This is a genomic window from Streptomyces sp. NPDC053755 (assembly GCF_040677675.1).
GTDB lineage: Bacteria > Actinomycetota > Actinomycetes > Streptomycetales > Streptomycetaceae > Streptomyces.
Window position 1 is genome coordinate 189,489 of record NZ_JBFASK010000002.1, and the last position, 16,859, is coordinate 206,347.

At 70.1% G+C, this 16,859-nt stretch carries 15 protein-coding genes; 9 read left to right on the top strand and 6 right to left on the bottom strand.

Features of this window, described 5'->3' with window-relative positions; all coding sequences use genetic code 11:
• Positions 1-48: 48 nt before the first annotated feature.
• Entirely contained in the window at positions 49-234 is a 186-nt protein-coding gene (locus AB0K65_RS03605; RefSeq protein WP_365713929.1) for a DUF397 domain-containing protein, read from the bottom strand.
• The gene (locus AB0K65_RS03610; RefSeq protein ID WP_365713931.1) at positions 231-1,100 is read right to left on the bottom strand and encodes a helix-turn-helix transcriptional regulator; all 870 of its coding nucleotides are present in this window, start codon (positions 1,098-1,100) and stop codon (positions 231-233) included. The genes AB0K65_RS03605 and AB0K65_RS03610 overlap by 4 nt, the downstream gene beginning before the upstream one ends.
• A 168-nt stretch (positions 1,101-1,268) precedes the next feature.
• Here AB0K65_RS03610 and AB0K65_RS03615 point away from each other — a divergent pair, with 168 nt between their 5' ends.
• From AB0K65_RS03615 to AB0K65_RS03625, 3 genes are all read left to right on the top strand, one after another.
• Positions 1,269-1,748 (top strand): ATP-binding protein, encoded by a 480-nt coding sequence (locus AB0K65_RS03615; protein ID WP_365713933.1) that lies wholly within the window; start codon positions 1,269-1,271, stop codon positions 1,746-1,748.
• Positions 1,749-1,889: 141 nt separating this feature from the next.
• Positions 1,890-2,546 (top strand): DUF433 domain-containing protein, encoded by a 657-nt coding sequence (locus tag AB0K65_RS03620; protein ID WP_365713935.1) that lies wholly within the window; start codon positions 1,890-1,892, stop codon positions 2,544-2,546.
• Positions 2,536-2,922, top strand: a complete 387-nt coding sequence (locus tag AB0K65_RS03625) for a toxin PIN (RefSeq protein WP_030026459.1) — start codon at positions 2,536-2,538, stop codon at positions 2,920-2,922. The genes AB0K65_RS03620 and AB0K65_RS03625 overlap by 11 nt, the downstream gene beginning before the upstream one ends.
• Before the next feature lie 162 nt (positions 2,923-3,084).
• Here the strand turns inward: AB0K65_RS03625 and AB0K65_RS03630 are convergent, their stop codons facing one another.
• Positions 3,085-3,714, bottom strand: coding sequence for a uracil-DNA glycosylase (locus AB0K65_RS03630; protein WP_365713937.1), 630 nt, complete (start codon positions 3,712-3,714; stop codon positions 3,085-3,087).
• A 105-nt stretch (positions 3,715-3,819) separates the two neighbouring features.
• Positions 3,820-4,434 (bottom strand): hypothetical protein, encoded by a 615-nt coding sequence (locus AB0K65_RS03635; RefSeq protein ID WP_365713939.1) that lies wholly within the window; start codon positions 4,432-4,434, stop codon positions 3,820-3,822.
• Positions 4,435-4,639: 205 nt separating this feature from the next.
• Here AB0K65_RS03635 and AB0K65_RS03640 point away from each other — a divergent pair, with 205 nt between their 5' ends.
• From AB0K65_RS03640 to AB0K65_RS03665, 6 genes are all read left to right on the top strand, one after another.
• Positions 4,640-7,024, top strand: coding sequence for an AAA family ATPase (locus AB0K65_RS03640; protein ID WP_365713941.1), 2,385 nt, complete (start codon positions 4,640-4,642; stop codon positions 7,022-7,024).
• Entirely contained in the window at positions 7,021-7,413 is a 393-nt protein-coding gene (locus tag AB0K65_RS03645) for a hypothetical protein (RefSeq protein ID WP_359167870.1), read from the top strand. Before AB0K65_RS03640 ends, AB0K65_RS03645 begins: the two co-directional genes overlap by 4 nt.
• A gap of 24 nt (positions 7,414-7,437) precedes the next feature.
• Positions 7,438-9,087, top strand: coding sequence for a hypothetical protein (locus AB0K65_RS03650; protein WP_365713944.1), 1,650 nt, complete (start codon positions 7,438-7,440; stop codon positions 9,085-9,087).
• Positions 9,088-9,195: 108 nt separating this feature from the next.
• The gene (locus AB0K65_RS03655) at positions 9,196-11,058 is read left to right on the top strand and encodes a DUF4357 domain-containing protein (RefSeq protein WP_365713946.1); all 1,863 of its coding nucleotides are present in this window, start codon (positions 9,196-9,198) and stop codon (positions 11,056-11,058) included.
• A complete protein-coding gene (locus AB0K65_RS03660) occupies positions 11,055-12,269 on the top strand; it encodes a restriction endonuclease (protein ID WP_365713947.1) in 1,215 nt (404 codons plus the stop codon). The genes AB0K65_RS03655 and AB0K65_RS03660 overlap by 4 nt, the downstream gene beginning before the upstream one ends.
• A 44-nt stretch (positions 12,270-12,313) precedes the next feature.
• Positions 12,314-14,470, top strand: coding sequence for a UvrD-helicase domain-containing protein (locus AB0K65_RS03665; protein WP_365713948.1), 2,157 nt, complete (start codon positions 12,314-12,316; stop codon positions 14,468-14,470).
• Positions 14,471-14,482: 12 nt separating this feature from the next.
• Here the strand turns inward: AB0K65_RS03665 and AB0K65_RS03670 are convergent, their stop codons facing one another.
• Positions 14,483-16,144, bottom strand: coding sequence for an N-6 DNA methylase (locus AB0K65_RS03670; RefSeq protein ID WP_365713949.1), 1,662 nt, complete (start codon positions 16,142-16,144; stop codon positions 14,483-14,485).
• 118 nt (positions 16,145-16,262) lie between these two features.
• Complete coding sequence (locus AB0K65_RS03675) at positions 16,263-16,622, bottom strand: PIN domain-containing protein (protein ID WP_365713951.1); 360 nt, start codon at positions 16,620-16,622, stop codon at positions 16,263-16,265.
• Between the last annotated feature and the right edge of the window lie 237 nt (positions 16,623-16,859).

The window sequence follows — 16,859 nt, forward strand, 5'->3', positions numbered from 1 at the left end:
CGTACGGCGACGGGCGGCCCCCGCGTGACGCCGGGCGGGGAGCGCCGCTCAGTCCTCCGCCGCGTACCGCACGAACCGCGTCCAGCCCTCACGGCCGACCGCGAAGGGCCGGCGCTCCACGTCCTTGGAGTCCCGGACGTGGACGGCCTGCGGGGTGACGGCGACCTCGACGCAGCTGTCGCCCTGGGTCCCGCTGTAGCTGGACTTGAACCAGGCGAGTTCGGTCGTACTCATAGCTCTCCTCGCAGACGCTCCAGCAGGCCCCGCGACTCCTTGGGGTTGAGGGCCTGTGAGCGCAGTGTGTCATAGCGCTGACAGAGCAGACTCACCTCTTTCGGGTCGGAGATCAGCCGCCCGTTCTGCTGCCCTTCGGAGTACCCGAGCCGCCGCCCGTCCGGAGTCTCAAGGAGTTGCACCGGCCCGTCCAGGCAGCCGTGGAACTCGGCCTCCAGCGGCACCACTTGCAGGGTCACGTTGCGCGGTGCGCTCAGGTTCAGCACCCGGTCCAACATGCTCCGCTGCACCTCCGCCCCGCCCAGCCTGCGCCGGAAGACATGCTCCTCCACGATGAAGCTGAACGGGACGGTCGGCCGCTCGTACAGCATCTTCTGCCGCTTCAGGCGTGCGGCGAGCTGGGTCTCCAACTGCCGTTCCGTCAGCAGCGGGATGCTGTTGTCGAACACCGCCCGCGCGTACGCCTCCGACTGCAGCAGCCCCGGCACGAGCCGACACTCGTACGTGTACAGGCTGACCGCCACCTTCTCAAGGCGTGCCCATCGCCGGAACCACACCGCGAGACCCGCCTCGGCGCGGGTGAGGAACGGGGCGGACCTCCGCAGCGCCCCCGTGTTCCCCAGGGCCCCTTCCCCTCGCTCGACGAACGCCTCGTCCGGCATCCGCCGCCCCAACTCCACCGATTCCACCGTGTGCTTGGAGAAGCGGACGATCTCCGCGAACTCGGCCCTGCTGAGCCCCGCGTGCTCCCGCAGGGCCTGGACGACGGCCCCGAAGGTCCGCAGGCTGTCCGACGGATCGGGCTCCCGGCCCTGCTCGTCCGTCTCGTCCGCCCCGTCCGTCACGATCTCGACGTCCTCAGCCACCCGTGGCCACCTCCCGACGCACCCGTACCTCGACCGCCGTCCCGGCGATCGACAGCACTCAGCGTGACGCGTCGCCCCCGTACCGTCTACCGAATGTGCCCGTACGCTGACGCAGCGTACGGGTCTCGCTCCTGGCGCGTGCTCCCGCGCCCCCGCCACGCTGGCCTCATGTACGCGATCACGCCCCATCAGCACTCCACCGTATGGACGTTCGCCCAGCAGCTGTCCTCGACCCGTCGCGGTGCCCGCCTCGCCCGCCTGCTCGTCGCCGAGCGGCTGACGGCCTGGGAGGTGTCACCCAGCGTGGCCGAACGGGCGGTACAGATTACCGCCGAACTCGCGGCCAACGCCGTCCTGCACGGCCGTGTCCAGGGCCGTGACTTCCGGGTCGCCCTCACCTGCGCGGCGGCGTCCGGCGGTGTCCGCATCGAGGTCACCGACCCGCGCGGCGAACGGCTTCCCACCCCATCGCCAGGCCCCGGAGGCATCCCCTCCGACACCGAGTCGGGCCGAGGGCTCCTCCTGGTGGCCGCCCTGGCCGACCGCTGGGGCATGGAGCCGTACCCACCGAGTGGCAAGACGGCGTGGGCCGAGATCGGGCCGGGCGGTGCCGCCCGAAGTCACGAACCCGGACCCCCAACACGTTGATCGCCTCGACCGTGGCCGCCCGGTGGGCTCCGACAGCCGACCACCGACGAGCAGCCTGGGGGAGGGTGCGCACAGAGCCGCGCGGGCAGGCTCGGTGTGGAAGGATTCGAGTATCCGAGGACGGCCGGGAGGAGGGCAGCCATGATCGACAGGTTCACGGACGGGCTTCTCACACCCGCCGAGACGTCGTCCTACCTCCAGATTCCCTCCTCCACCCTGCACAGCTGGCTCCAGGGGAGGGCGGCCGGAGCGCCGCTCGTCCACAGTGTCGACCCCGTGCGGCGAGAACAGCCCTCGGTGCCGTTCGTGGCGGTGGCCGAGGCGTACGTCCTGCGGTCGCTGCGGGACCTCGGGCTCAGGATGAGCGAGATCCGGGAGGCGGCCGGGGCGGTGCGGGCGGCCTTCGACACGCCGTATGGCCTGGTCTCCCGGCGCATCGCCACGGACGGCGTGGACATCTTCATCGAGCACGCCCCCGACGACCTGCGCAGGGCCCGTGACGGGCAGGCGCCGATCCGGGAGGTCGTCGCGGACTACCTGCGCTACCTGTCCTGGGACGCGGGGGACGATTTCCCGTCCAGTCTCCGGCTGCGGCAGTACCCGGCCTCCGTGCCGGTCGTGATCGACCCCCGGTTCGGGCACGGCCTGCCGGTGATCGAGGCCAACCGGGTGCCGGTGAAGGCACTGACCGACCTGTGGGAAGCCGGCGAGTCCGTCGAGGACATCGCGTACGAGTACGACATGGAGCCGGAGCAGGTGGACGCGGTCCGCCGGGCTGTGGTGCGCCTTGCCGCCTGAGTTCTTCCTCGACCGCAACCTCGGACGGCGCGTCGCCGAGGAACTGCGTGCCCGTGGATGGACCGTGCACAGGATCGGCGAGGTCTTCGCGGGCGACGCCCAGGACGTACCGGACGAGGAGTGGATCCTCCACGGGCTCGCCCAGGGGTGGGTGCCCCTGTCGAAAGACGGGCGGATCAAGACACGCGACCGCGAGATCCGGCCGGTCCACGAGCACGCGGCCGTACTCTTCTATCTGGACAACCAACAGCTCCGCAGCCTGGAGATGGTCGAGCGTCTCCACATCTGCCGCGAGGCGATCCACCGGGCGGTCGAAAGGGGCGGCCCCGCCGCCTATGCCGTCCGAGCGGACCGTATCGAGCGCACCTGGCCTTGACTCGCGCACCGCCCCCGCCACCCCCTCCGGGGGGCCGCCCCCACGCCGGGCGGTGCGCCGCGCGCCCATGCCGACTCACAGCCGATGGCGTCGTCCCCGTCGTGGTCCAGCCGGTGCGCCGCGAGCCGACCGAGGCGGACGGGAGACCGTCTTCCGGCGCTGTCAGGCCCGGAGTATGTCGGCCACTTGGTGGAGCGCGTCCTCGCGGTGCTGTTCGCGCGCCGCGCGGACCTCGGGGTCGGGCGACCACAGTGCCTGCCGGCCCAGGTGGTACGTACGCACCACCTGGAAGCGCTCCTGGCCGGCGAAGGTCGGGTGCGCCTTCTCCAGCCGCCGCCAGGTGGCCTGCGCGTCGCCGCCCTGGAGCAGGACGACGCGGAGGTCCGGCACCAGTCCGAGGAGGCGCGCGAGGGCCTCGGCGCCGGCCTTCTGTTCGGAGGCGTCGGGCTTCCGGTTGATGTACCAGGGGTAGGCGTTCCAGGGCGTGACGTCGCGGGCGCCGATGCCGGCCTGTTCGAAGGCCCGGCACTGACGCTCGGCGGTCGGGTCGTCGTTCTCCGTGCACAGGAAGCCCGAGCCGGTGCCGTCCTGGGTCTTGGGCCCCGGATCGCGCAGTACGGACAGCACGCGCGCCTCGGTTCCGCCGTGCCAAGGAGCGACGTACGGCATCCAGCCCCTGCCGTCCTGGTCCCGCAGGCCGTCGACCAGCTCGTTGATCGCGCGGACGTGTGCCGCGTACCGGTTCCGCTCCTGGTCGGTACGGAACGTCTCGTTCGCCATCTGTCGCGCCATGTCGTCCTCCCCTGCCGTCTCCACCCGAGTGCGCGTCGACAGGGGCGGTGCTCGGCCTCCTACGCTAGAGGGTGGCGCTGACATGTGGGGGCGAGGCCCGAGACGTCAGAAGGCGGGTGAGGGCGGCAGCCAGCCCACCGCGCGGAGTGTCGGCATGACCCGGGTGATGACGTACGCCGTGACCGGGGTCTCGTCGTCGTCCACGGGGAAGTACAGCGCGTGCTGGAGGGGCTTCACATCCTGAGGGTGCTCCAGATCGACCAGGGGGAGGTCCCCCCGGTCGAAGGCGGGTTCCAGCGTGACGCCGGGACGGCTCGTCAGAGTCCGCAGGAGCGACAGCCCGCACTGCGTGGCGAGTTGCGCCGTGGTGAGGGACTTCTTGAAGCCGGCCCGGTCCGAGCCGGTCCTCGGTATGACGGTCCAGGCCATGAGGCGCAGGCGGCCCCTTCCGGCGGGCACGGCCTCGATGCCTGCGCGGCGGCGGCCGTGCAGATTGGCCAGGAGGGCGGGCATCTCGGGAACCACCGACGGCTGGTGGAGGACCAGGTCCCGCTCACCGTTGTCCCAGCGGGTGTCGTGCAGAGTGAGTTGAGGGCGACCGGGCAGGACGAGACGCCATTCCACGGCGGTCCCGTTCTCCGTGGATCCGGAGCAGGTGGCTCCGTGGCGCGTTGCGCGGGTGCCTGACCGCCGCAGGGTCAGCTGGTCCGTAAGTCTCATGACGGTTGAGCTTCTCCTCAAGGGGTGGGGCCGTGCGGCCGTCTGACTGTCACCCATGCCGCCCGGATCCGCGATCGTACACAGATTCGCATGAAGTCTGGTGGGAAATATCCGTTGACGACGTCAACGTGTCTGCGCCACTCTGGGGCTCCCGGGTTCGAACTTCGCCGTCACACCCGCCGCCTCCCGTGCATGGAGCCACACCGTGAGCGACCAGCCCCACCCCTCCCTCCGTGACCTCGTCCTCCAGCGCCTGGCCGCCGCCGGCTTGGAGCCGGAGACGGCGGATCTGCTGCGCGACCTCTTCCCCGGGACTCAGGCCGGAAGCGCCTCCCGAACCGGTCCTCTCTTCCTCCGCTCCATCACGGCCGCCGGGTGGCGAGGCATCGGCCCGGAGACCACGCTCGGCCTCACCCCCGCACCGGGCCTCACCGTGGTCGCCGGACGCAACGGCTCCGGTAAGTCCAGCTTCGCCGAGGCCGCCGAGATGGCACTGACGGGCGACAACTTCCGCTGGCAGGACCGTACTCAGATCTGGCGGCAGGGGTGGCGGAATCTGCACGATCCGGCAGCTCCCCGCGTGGAGGTGGAGTGCCGCCGTGACGGTGCCGACACGCCCGTCACCGTTCGCAGGAGCTGGCACGGCGACGGGCTGGGCGACGCACGGGTGGCGGTCCACCGGCCAGGCCTGCCCGGCGGAGAGCTGGGCGAGGTCGTCGGCGCGGAGGAGCTCGCGCTGTACCGGCCGTTCCTCTCGTACAGCGAACTCGGCGCCGTGATCAACGGCCCCATGACCGCCCTCCATGACGGACTCGCCCAGATCCTCGGCCTGGAGCAGCTCTCCGAGGCCTACAAGGAGGCGGGAGCCCGCCTCAAGGCGATCAAGGACGGCGAGAAGAAGGCCACCGACCTGGCAGCCACGATCCTCACCGAACTGCGGGGCTCCGGCGACCCGAGGGCCGTCGCGGCCGCAGAGGTTCTCTCCGCACGCCGCCCGGACCGCGAACGCGTTCGCACCCTCCTCTCCGCACGGCTCGAGGGCGACAACGCCGAACTCGAAAGGCTGCGCGGGCTCTCCACCCTCGAAGGGCCTGATCTGAGCGACATCAGCGGTGCCGTGACGCGGCTGCGGGAAGCCGCGGCCCGGGCCGATGACGCGCGGTCCGGCTCCGCCGAGGACGCCCGTCGTCTCTCCGACCTCCTGGAGCGGGCGCTCGACCACCGGCGGCGGGCGCGGACCGCCGACTGCCCCGTCTGTGACACGCCCGGACTGCTCGACGACGACTGGGCGGTGCGCGCCCGGGAGCAGGTCGAACGGCTCCAGCACGAAGCCGCGGAAGCGCAGTCCGCGCGCGACGACCTGCGCGGCGCCATCCGCGCCGTCCACGATCTCGTCCAGCCCGTCCCCGTATGGCTCCGGCCGGAGGACTCGCCGCTCGCCGCCCTCTGGCGGGAATGGTCCCTGTGCCGGAGCGCGACCGACCCCCGCCCGCTGGCGGATCAGGTTGAGCGCCTTTCGGCCGCCCTCGCCGACGCCTGCCGACAAGAGAGCGAGCAGGCGGCCCGCCTGCTCGCTGATCAGGACGCCGGCTGGCAGCCGCTCGGGGTGCGCCTCGCCGAATGGCTGGCCGCCGCCGACCGGGCCGCCGAGGCCGCATCGCTCGGCAAGCGGCTCAAGGACGCTCAGACCTGGCTCAAGAAGGTCACCGACGAACTCCGCGAGGAGCGGCTGCGCCCGTTCGCCGACCAGTCGCAGACCATCTGGAAGCTGCTCTGCGAGCGCAGCAGCGTCACGCTCGGCTCGATCGGCCTCACGGGGACGGCCAACCAGCGCAAGGTGAAGCTCGACGTGTCCGTGGACGCCATGGACGCGCCCGCCTTCGGCGTGATGAGCCAGGGTGAACTGCACTCGCTCGCCCTCTCGCTGTTCCTCCCTCGCGCCACCCACCCCGGCAGCCCCTTCGGGTTCCTGGTGATCGACGACCCGGTGCAGTCCATGGACCCGGAGAAGGTCGAGGGGCTCGCGCGGGTCCTCCACGCCTGTGCCCAGCGCCGCCAGGTGATCGTCTTCACTCACGACACCCGCCTCCAGCAGGCCATCCGCCACCTGCGCATCCCCGCGACGATCATGCAGGTCTCCCGGCAGACCGACTCCGTCGTCAAGGTCACCCGCACCGACGACCCGGTCTCCCTCGCGCTGAGCGAGGCCCGGGCCGTCGCCAAGGACCCGAACGTGCCGCAGGACGTCGCCGACCGGGTCCTGCCCCAGATGTGCCGTGGCGCCCTGGAGGCCGCCTGCCTGGAACCCGCACGGCGCCGCCTGCGGGCCGAAGGCCACGGCCACGCCGACGTCGAGGCCAGGATCGGCAAGGCGCACAAGCTCACCGAACTCGCCGCGCTCGCCTTCTACGACAGCACCATGGAGCCCGCCCAGGTCCTCGCCGCCGTCGCCCAGGACCACGGTCCCTGGGCCCGCGCGCTCATCGAGCGGTGCAACGCCGGCGCCCACCAGCTCCTCACCCCGATCGGCGACCGCATGGACCTGGTCCGGGACACCGAGCGCCTTGCGAAGGCGGTGCGCGGCCGATGACCCGTACCCCCGACGACCTGGCCGCGGCCGCCCGTCATCTGCTCCTCCCTCCCTCCGGCGTCATCCACACCCTCGCGCCGGGACTCCGCGCCCGAGCCGCCGCCGCCCTGCTCCGGCTGGCCCTGGACGAGGCCATGGACGGCTTCTGGCGGCGAGTCAGCCCCGCCATGGCGCACAGCCGTGGCCGGACCAAGGCGCTCTGTCTGGAGTGGTACGCCCCGTGCTCCGTGGCCCGTCAGTGGTACGCCGTGTGGTCCGCGCTCAGCGCGGCCTGCCACCACCACACGTACGAACTCCCGCCCACCCCGGGCGAGGTCAAGGCCTGGCACGACGACGTCGTCGAACTGCTCGCCGCCCTCCGCCAAGGACCCGAGCGGACCGAAGCCTGACCGGTGCACCGAAAGGACAACGGCATGGACACACGCCGCTACCGCATGGTCGTCACCAGCGGCCTCGACTACGTCAGCACCGGCGCGCAGGTCGACGCCCGGCTCCGGGACTGGCTGCGTGAACCGCCCAAGAACTACGACATCCAGGCGTTCGCGGAGGGACGCAACGAGATAGCCCGGGGAGTCACGCTCGACCACGACTCGGCGACCGGCACCGGCGGGGCGTACGGGCGTTGGCGCCTCCGGGAGACCGCCCCGGACGGCACCTGGCAGACGACCCTGGTGATCAGGCAGACGGAGAGCCGGCCGACCCGCGTACAGCTGGACGTGGAGCACCTTCCCGACGATCCGGACACGTTGCCGACGCCCGCAAAGACCCCCCGTCTCGCGGCAAGCCTGCTGGACGTCCTCCAGGCCCGCGACGGGCTCGCGGACGTGACCCGGATGCCACAGGTCGTCGAGGCGGCCGACATCGACTCCGTCATCGACGAGTTGTGCGACGCGGAGCGCCGTCTCCCGATCGTCATGGCCACCGCCCCGAACGGGGCCGACTTCGATGTCTGGCTGGAGCGGACCCTGGACCCGCTGGTCCGTCCCCTGGCCGGCCTCGCCATCCTCTACGCCCTCGCGCCCGGGGCGGACAACCGCTTCAACCGGCTCATGGAGTACCACCGGGTGTACGGCGGCGGCATCCGGACCTTCCTTCCCGGTGTGGACCCGGCCTGGGCGGCCGACGGCCAGCGCCACCGCGTCATGTCGCACCGGGTCGTCGCCGAGAACCCGGCCCGGGCCCGCCGCCTGCTCGCCCAGCTTCCCCAGGGCCTCGCCACCCGGGCGCCACTGCCGCCCGAGCTGGACGCGGTACCCGTGTTGCGCGCGCGTACCAAGGAGAGCTCGGGCAGCTCCGAGCTGGAGCGGCTGAGGGACGAGAACCAGGCCCTCTTCGAGATCCTCGAGGAAGCCGGGCGCGAGCAGCGGGTACGGGCCGACGAGATCAGGGACCTGAAGAACGAACTCCAGCGCGCCAGGAGCGACGAGATCACGCTGATCGCCGAGTACGACGAGCAGTACCGGGAACTGCACGAGAGCCGGGTCCAGCTCGTCACCGTGCAGAAGCGCCTGCTCGCCCTCGGCGCCGCCGAAGCCGCGTACGCCCCGGACGACGGCGGTCCCGCTGTCCCCGAGTCCTTCGCGGAGATCCTGGAACGGATCGAGGAGATGCCTCGCGTGCACTTCACCGGAGCCAGGAAGATCACCCTGGAACTGGACGACCAGGCGTACGGTTCCTCCTGGGTCCGCATGGCCTGGGACGCACTGCTGGCGCTTCGGGACTACGCCGACGTCTCGGTCGACGCCCCCGCCGACGGCGCGGCCTTCCGTGACTTCAAGCAGTGGTGCGAGGACGCTCCGGGCGGCAGGCACGCGATATCGCCCCGTAAGGTCGTGCGCGACGAGTCCAGGACGGTGAAGACGAACAACGCCTGGCGCAAGGAACGGACCTTCCCCGTCCCGGAACACGTGGATCCAGCCTGCCGGCTGTTCATGGGCGCGCACGTGAGGATCGGCGGCGGCAACACCGTCGCTCCACGCCTGCACTACCACGACGCCGCCCGCGCCGAGCACGGGATCTTCATCGGATACATCGGGCCGCACCTCACCAACACCCTCACCTGAGGTACAGAGCGGGGTTAAGGTCCTTCTCGGCACCGGCCTTCGGGCATATGCCCTGCCCGTGTCCAAGGACTCACGGGAACGAGGAACGTACGTGAACCAGGAGTGTGCGTGAACGAGGACAGCGGCAACCCCGCCGAGTACCCGGAGTTCCGGCTGCGGCTGCCCGGCGGGGACGGCATCGGGCGGGCGGTCGGCGTCCTCCTCGACGCCGTCGGCACCAACGGGAGCCGCAAGTTCCTGGTCCGGGCCGGTTCGCCGGCCCGGGAGCACGTCATGCCGTCGTTCCCCAAGCACTTCAGCGGCACCTTCAAGCGGCGCGAGGAGCTGAGAGCCGCCGGAGTCCTCGCGCCGTCCGACCGCTGGCCCGGCTGGCTGGAGCTGACCGCTGACGTCGAGTGCGGATCGCCGTCCGCCGCCGCCGAGATACTCGTCGGAGCCCCGCGCAACGGCTGGGAGGAGTGGCGCACCGAGGCGGGCACACCGCTGTCCGACTTCATGGAGGGCATGCGTTCCGGGCCCAACCGGGCCTGGCTCGTGCGCGGCTCGAACGTGGCGGGCAGTGACCTCGTCCACCGCCTCTGGCTTCCCGAGGGCAGGGTCACGCTGTCGGCCTCGCGGCTGCGCCAGGGAGTGGCGCAGGGGGCGAGCAAGGAGCGGCTGAGAGCGTTCGTCGAGGAGGACTACGGGACGACGGCGACCTACAACCAGAAGCTGGAGCTCGTCGACGAGCTGTACGCATTCCTCTCCTGGATGAAGCCGGGCGACACGGTGTGCGGCATCTCCGGGGGCCGCCTGTACGTGGGTGAGATCACCGGAACGGTCGAGCAGACCGCCTCCGAAGGCGGCCGCTCCAACCTGCGCCGCCCCGTCGACTGGCAGAGCAGCGGGTACGCCTACGACGAGCTTCCTGAGGAACTCCAACAGAAGCTCTCGGCGCAGCACGACGTCGTTGACCTCACCTCCGTGCAGGCCCTCATCGACGGACTCGGCCGTACCGACGAGGAGCTCGCCGACGAGGCCGTGTCCCGGGAACGTGACCCGAGCGAGACCGTCCCGGCCCTCGCGGCCCGGCGTGAGCTGGAGCTTCCCGAGCCGGGCCAGGCCCTCGCCGACGAACTGCTCGTCCACGACGTGGAGTGGCTGCGCGAGGTGAAGGACCTCCTCTGGGACGAACGGCAGCTGGTGCTGTACGGACCGCCGGGCACGGGCAAGACCCACCTGGCCCTCAAACTCGCCGAGTTCCTCGGAGGCGGGCCCGAACGGGTCAAGCTGGTGCAGTTCCATCCGTCGTACGCGTACGAGGACTTCTTCGAAGGCTTCCGGCCGAAGGAGGACCCCGACACCCGGGAGGTCGCCTTCCGGCTGACGGCGGGCCCGCTGCGGGAGCTCGCCGACCTCGCCTCCCGTGAAGGAAACCGCCACATCCCGCACTTCCTGATCATCGACGAGATCAACCGTGCGAATCTGGCCAAGGTCTTCGGAGAGCTCTACTTCCTCCTGGAGTACCGGAACAAGTCGGTCCGCCTGACTTACTCGGGCGACGACTTCGCCCTCCCGTCCAATCTCTTCGTCATCGGCACGATGAACACCGCCGACCGCTCCATCGCCCTTGTCGACGCGGCCATGCGACGGCGCTTCGCCTTCGTGGAGCTCTCGCCGCGTACCGAGCCCACCCAGGGGCTGCTGCGCCGCTGGCTCGCCGCCCAGGACCGCGGCCCCGAGCCGGCGGACCTGCTGGACGCGCTCAACTCCCGCATCGACGAACCCGATTTCCGTATCGGCCCCTCGTACCTGATGAAGAAGGCGGTTTACCGGGAAGGCGGCCTCGACCGCACCTGGCGCACCAAGATCCTTCCACTCCTGGAGGAGCATCACTACGGAGAAGGAATCGACATCGCCAAGACCTACGGTCTCGAAGCCCTTCGCGCGAGCATCGCACCGGCTGCCGGCCCGGGTGAGCCCGACACGTGACCGGCATCGAGCTCGTCGAACACGCCCCGCACACCACCCATGACCTGCCGGCGGCCATCGGCCGGGCACTCGCCGCCTCCCGGATCGTGGACGCGGCGCCCGACCCGTACCGGACCGGGGGATGGCGGCTGCGCGCGGGGAGCAAGGTCGGAGCCTTCGTGGTCAGGGCCCCGGGGGAGGACCCCGTCACCCTGAGGATCACCCCGAAGGTACCGATCGCCCATCTGTTCTTCCTCCTGGGGTACGCCCTGAACCCGCGGATCCACCAAGAGGGCACGGTGGAGGTGTCGGCGCACACGGAACTGGTTCCCTTCTTCGCCCAGACCTACGAGAGGGCGCAGGAGCGAGCCCTGAGGCAAGGAGTGCTGCAGGGGTACCGGCACACGGAAGAGGCGTCCCCTGTCCTTCGCGGTCGGCTCAGGGAGACCGAGCAGGTGCGCCGTCACCACGGACGGCTGTTTCCCCTGGAAGTGGCCTATGACGAGTACACCACCGACATACCCGAGAACCGGCTGCTGCGGGCGGCGACCGAGCGGCTGCTGAGCCTGCCCCGCGTCCCGGCCGGAGTACGGCGGTCCCTCCAGCACCAACGGGCCCGGCTCATCGACGCCGAGCCCCTGCTGCGCGGCGCCGCTCCGCCCCGGTGGCGGCCGAGCCGCCTGAACCTCCGCTACCAGCCCGCGCTGCGGCTGGCGGAGACCGTCCTGCGCAGCGAGTCGCCCGAGCACCTGCCGGGTGACGTCACCGTCGACGGATTCCTGCTCGACATGAACAAACTCTTCGAGGACTTCGTCTGCGTAGCCCTGCGTGAGGCCCTCGCCGCGTATGGCGGACACTGCGCGCTCCAGGCCAAGGGAGTGCATCTCGACGCGGACGGGACCATCTGTATGAGGCCGGATCTCCTCCGGTACGGGGACGACGGCCGCCCGCTGAACGTGGCCGACGCCAAGTACAAGGCGCGGAAGCCCGACGGTTTTCCCGACGCCGACCTCTACCAGATGCTCGCCTACTGCACGGCGCTGGGTCTTCCCGAGGGGCATCTGATCTACGCCAGGGGCGGCGCGCTTCACGCTTCCCACCGTGTCCGGAACGCGGGGATCGTCATCCACCAGCACGTCCTGGACCTGGAAGGGGCGCCGACGGAACTGCTCGGGACGGTCCGGGACCTTGCCCGCCTGATGGCCGAGGGCGCGGGACTCGCATCCTCCTAAGATCGTTTCGGCCGCGCCGCACGCCACGAGGTAAGGAGCCCACCGTGCCCCAGCTCGCCTTCGCGAACAGCTTCTGGGAGAGCTACGACGTGCTGGAGAAGCCCGTCAAAGCCGGAGTGCGCAAGGCGATGGCCAAGTTCCAGCAGCTCACCGTCGCGGAACTGCACGCCGACAAGGGGCTTCACCTGGAGTCGGTGGACAAGGCGCGCGATCCACGGATGAGGACCATCCGGATCAACGACTTCTGGCGCGGAGTGGTCCTCGCCCCGAACGACGGCAGCGACGTCTTCCTCCTCATCAACGTCGTGCCGCACGACGACGCCTACAACTGGGCGGCCAAGCGGCTCTACACGGTCAACACCGCCACCCGCGGCCTGGAGGTCCGCAACGTCGTCGCCATCGAGCAGCTGACGCCAGTCCTGGAGAAGGCGGCGGCAGTGGCCCCCACTCTGCTTTTCGCCTCCCATTCGGACACCGTGCTGCGGGAACTCGGCATCGACGCGCAGGTGTTGCGGGCGGTGCGCACCATCACGGACCAGGCCCAGCTGGACGCGTTCGGCACTCTGCTTCCCGAGGACCAGTTCGAAGTCCTCCAGTTCCTCGCGGAGGGTTTCAGCCCGGAAGAGGTCTACCGTGACGTCGTCACCGCACGGCGGCCCGCCGACGCTCCTGAAGACCCCGCAGACGACCTCGTGTCGGCGATCCTCCATACCAGAAGCCGCATCACGCTCGTGACCGGGCCGGACGAGCTGGCCGAGATCCTGGAGAAGCCCTTCGCCGCCTGGCGGGTCTTCCTCCACCCCTCCCAGCGGCGCGTCGCTTATCGTGTGTCCTACGGCGGGCCGGCCCAAGTGACCGGAGGCCCGGGCACGGGCAAGACCGTTGTCGCCCTGCATCGTGTCAAACACCTGCTGTCCCGCTCCGAGGACAGCCGGGTCCTGTTCACCACGTACACCAACGCGCTCGCGGTGAGCCTGCGTGAGAACCTCGCGCAGCTGCTCGACGGCGATGAGGCGCAGCTTCGCAGGGTCGACGTGACGACGGTGAACGCCTACGCGCACCGAGCCCTTCAGACAGCCGACGGTCGGACGCCGTCCCTTGTCGGAGACCGTGAGGAGCGGCAGATCTGGCAGCGGGTCGGCAAACGCCTCGGCCTTCCGTGGCCGGAGCAGTTCCTCGCCCAGGAATATCGCCACGTCGTACTCGCCCAGGACATCGGCACGCTCGACGCCTACCGGGGCGCGGCGCGCAGAGGACGCGGCTCGGCGCTGCCCGTAGCCCAGCGAGAGCGGGTCTGGGAGGCGATCGAGCTCTTCCGGGCCGAACTCTCCGCCCGAGGCGGCCGCACCCACCTCGAAGTCTGCGCCGAGGCGGCACGGCTACTGGCGGCGCGACAAGCCTCGGACGGTCATGACTACCACCACGTGGTCGTCGACGAGGCGCAGGACCTGCATCCGGCCCAGTGGCGCGTACTGAGGGCCGCTGTACGGCGCGGACCCGATGACCTCTTCATCACCGGTGACCCCCATCAGCGGATCTACGACTCCCGGGTCAGCCTGAGTTCACTGGGGATCGGGGTGACAGGCCGGAGCAGTCGGCTGAGGGTCAACTACCGCAGCACGGAGGAGATCCTGAGCTGGTCCACCGGCATCCTGAACGATGTGGCTGTCGAGGATCTCGGCGGGGACGGTGTGGACACCCTCCTCGGCTACCGTTCCCTCCTCCGTGGAGGCCGGCCTCATGTCATAGGACACGCCACCGAACAGGCTGAGGCGGACGCGATCGTCGAGCGGATTGAGGAGTGGATCGGTCAGGGCATGCGTCCCGAGGAGATCGGGGTGTGTGCCCGGTTCCACCTGCTCCTGGACAAGGTGTACGACAGGCTCGCGGCTCGGGGCATTCCCGTGGTCCGGGTCAAGGAGGCGCCGAGGGCGGGAGCGGCAGGAGTGCGCCTTGCGACGATGCACGCGATGAAAGGGCTGGAGTTCCGGGGCGTCGGTGTACTCGGCGTCTCCGACGGCGCGCTTCCCTTCGCCCGCGAGGTCACCGCGGCGGCGACGGACAGACTGCAGCACGAGGCTGATCTGCTGCGCGAGCGGTGCCTGTTGTTCGTTGCCTGCACACGGGCCCGAGAAGCGCTGCACGTGTCCTGGAGCGGAAAGCCCAGCCCGTTCGTTCCCCTGGCCGCCGAACTTACCTGACCGGTCGGCCTGTCACTCGCCCGAGTCGCCCGCATGGGGGACGAGGGCGCCGTTGGTCAGTCCGTCCCTGGCCAGAGAGGCCGCCCTCTGCCCCAGTTCCGCCAGCTTCGTCATGCGCTCCTCGAACTCCTGGAGTGTGCGGAAGACCGCTCCGTAGCGACGCTGGTCGGCGACCGCCATCTGCGGGATGCGTGCCGCTCGCGCGTCCACACGATGCGTACCGCTGGCGCTGGTCGAGCGACGGACATTTGACACGCTCTGAAGAAAGCCGCGCAGGTAGTCCGTATCGAGTTGAGGACTCGTCGAGTGGGGGCCGCCGGTATCCGTCTCGATCAGACCCGCCCGGGACAGTTCAGCGAGGCTGACCGTGGCCGTGTCCAGAGAGTCCTCTCCTGCCCCCTCTCGTAGAGCGGGCAGGAGGGCACCCAGCGCATGGAGTTGCTGCTCGATCTGTTCGCGCAGGGACTGGTACTCCCCTCGGAAGTCATGGGTGGAACGGTGGACGTGATGGCCCGGAGTGAGATCGACGGTCTCGTCGAGAAGGTCGATGAGGGGGACGTCGACGACCTGGTCACCCGTGGGTTCCAGTGGTCCGTCCGGCTCGTTGCCCGTCAGGTCGATCATGCGCACGTGCGACGGAGTCGCATCGTCCGGCTTCGGGCGGCGGAGGATCCAGAGCAGTACGGGGACGGAGTGCGAGGAGGCGACTCCGCCAGGCAGTGCGACGACCTGGACGAGGATTCCCCGCCGCACGAGCTCTGCCCGGATCCGGCGCCCCGCCTTGCGGTAGGCCGTGGAGGCCGGCATGACGATCACCGTGCGACCCCCGGGGGCGGTGTGGGCGTAGCAGTGTTGGAGCCAGGCCAGTTCCCCCTCGGCCTTGGAGGGCGTACCGAGCTCCCAACGCGCGTCGAGGAGCAGTTCCTCACGCCCCCAGTCGGGGCCGGAGACAGGCGGCTCGCAGACGACGAGATCGGCGCGGAGCGAGGGCCAGGCATCCGCCCGCAGCGAGTCACCCGCTTGGATCACCGCATCGGTTCGGCCGGTCAACTCGGCTCGAAGGCCGGCGAACCGTGCTGCTGCGGGGTCGATCTCCTGCCCGCGAATGACCGTACTGCCGTCGTCCCCCGCAACCATGAGAAGGACCCCGATCCCGCAGGCGGGATCGAAGACGGTGGTGCCCTTGGGCAAAGGGCCCACAAAGTGAGCGACCGCCCGGGCGATCCTCGCCGAGGTCACCTGATCCGAGCCGCTGCGACGCGCCGAATCCTGAAAGCGTTCGACGAGTCCGTCGGCCACGTCGGTTGGTGTGGCGCTCTGTGCTGACGAGGCGACGATCGCAGCCGCTGCGGAGTCGAGACCAGACGGATTTCCCGTCGAAAGGAATGCTGCGACCGAAGACAGGCCGCTGATCATGTCATCGCCGAACGACGCGCGGAGCGCCTGCCAGAGCCGGACTTCGTCGGACACGTCATGGCTCTTCCGCTGGTTCGCGAGCCATGCCCGTACATCGGTAAGGGAAAACAGAGGTGTGCCCGAACTGCCTCCCGCCGGGGCGGGGAAGTCCTTGTGGCGGCGTCTCCAGTTCGACACAGCGGCTCGTGTCACGCCCGCGATGCGAGCGATCTCGGCCCCGGTGATCAAAGGGTCTACTGCACCCGCGTCATCCCTCATACGGAAACCGTACACGCCATTGCAGACACGCGGTAAGTGTTGGGCGTTGACGTCGTCAACGTGTTCATCTGGGACGGAAGTAATCCGCTTGTGCAGAGAACCCGAGCGGCGGTGGGATTCAGACCTTCATGACGGTGGCGTGCCCGCGGCAAAGCGCTGTGAGGTCCTCGGGATCGGAAGTAAGGATCGTGGCCGGCCCTGGTGAGGCCAGTGCGGTGGCGGCGAGTGTGGCGTCGATGGCGTACTTGTGGCCGTGCGGGCCGGCGTCGGCGAGCAGGGTGGCGGCGTGGCGGGCGATCGGCTCGGTGATCGGTTCCACGACCAGGCGGGAGAGTGTCCACTCCAGGGCCGGGCGGTTGATGCGGGGGTGGGCCACTTCGACCAAGGCGGCTGCCGAGGTGATCACACGGAGGTCGTCGGTGCGGGCCAGGGCGAGCCGGGCGTGACCGTTTGGCGGGCAGGCGGCCGAGGCGATCACTTGAAGGCCGGCGTCACAAGCGACTGCGAGCGGCTTGCGGACCTCGTGGTCACGTTGTGCAGTCTCGGCGAGCCTTCGCCGTCCGGCGAAAAGATCACGCTCGCGAGCTCGCCCCGCTTGGTGGCGGCCTCCGGGCCGTCGAGGGGCAGTACGCGTGCGTCGAAAGGCCGCGCGTAGCGCCCATGGCGCACGTAGTGCACATGGATCTTGAGTCCGTTTTGCGGACTGCGTGTCTCT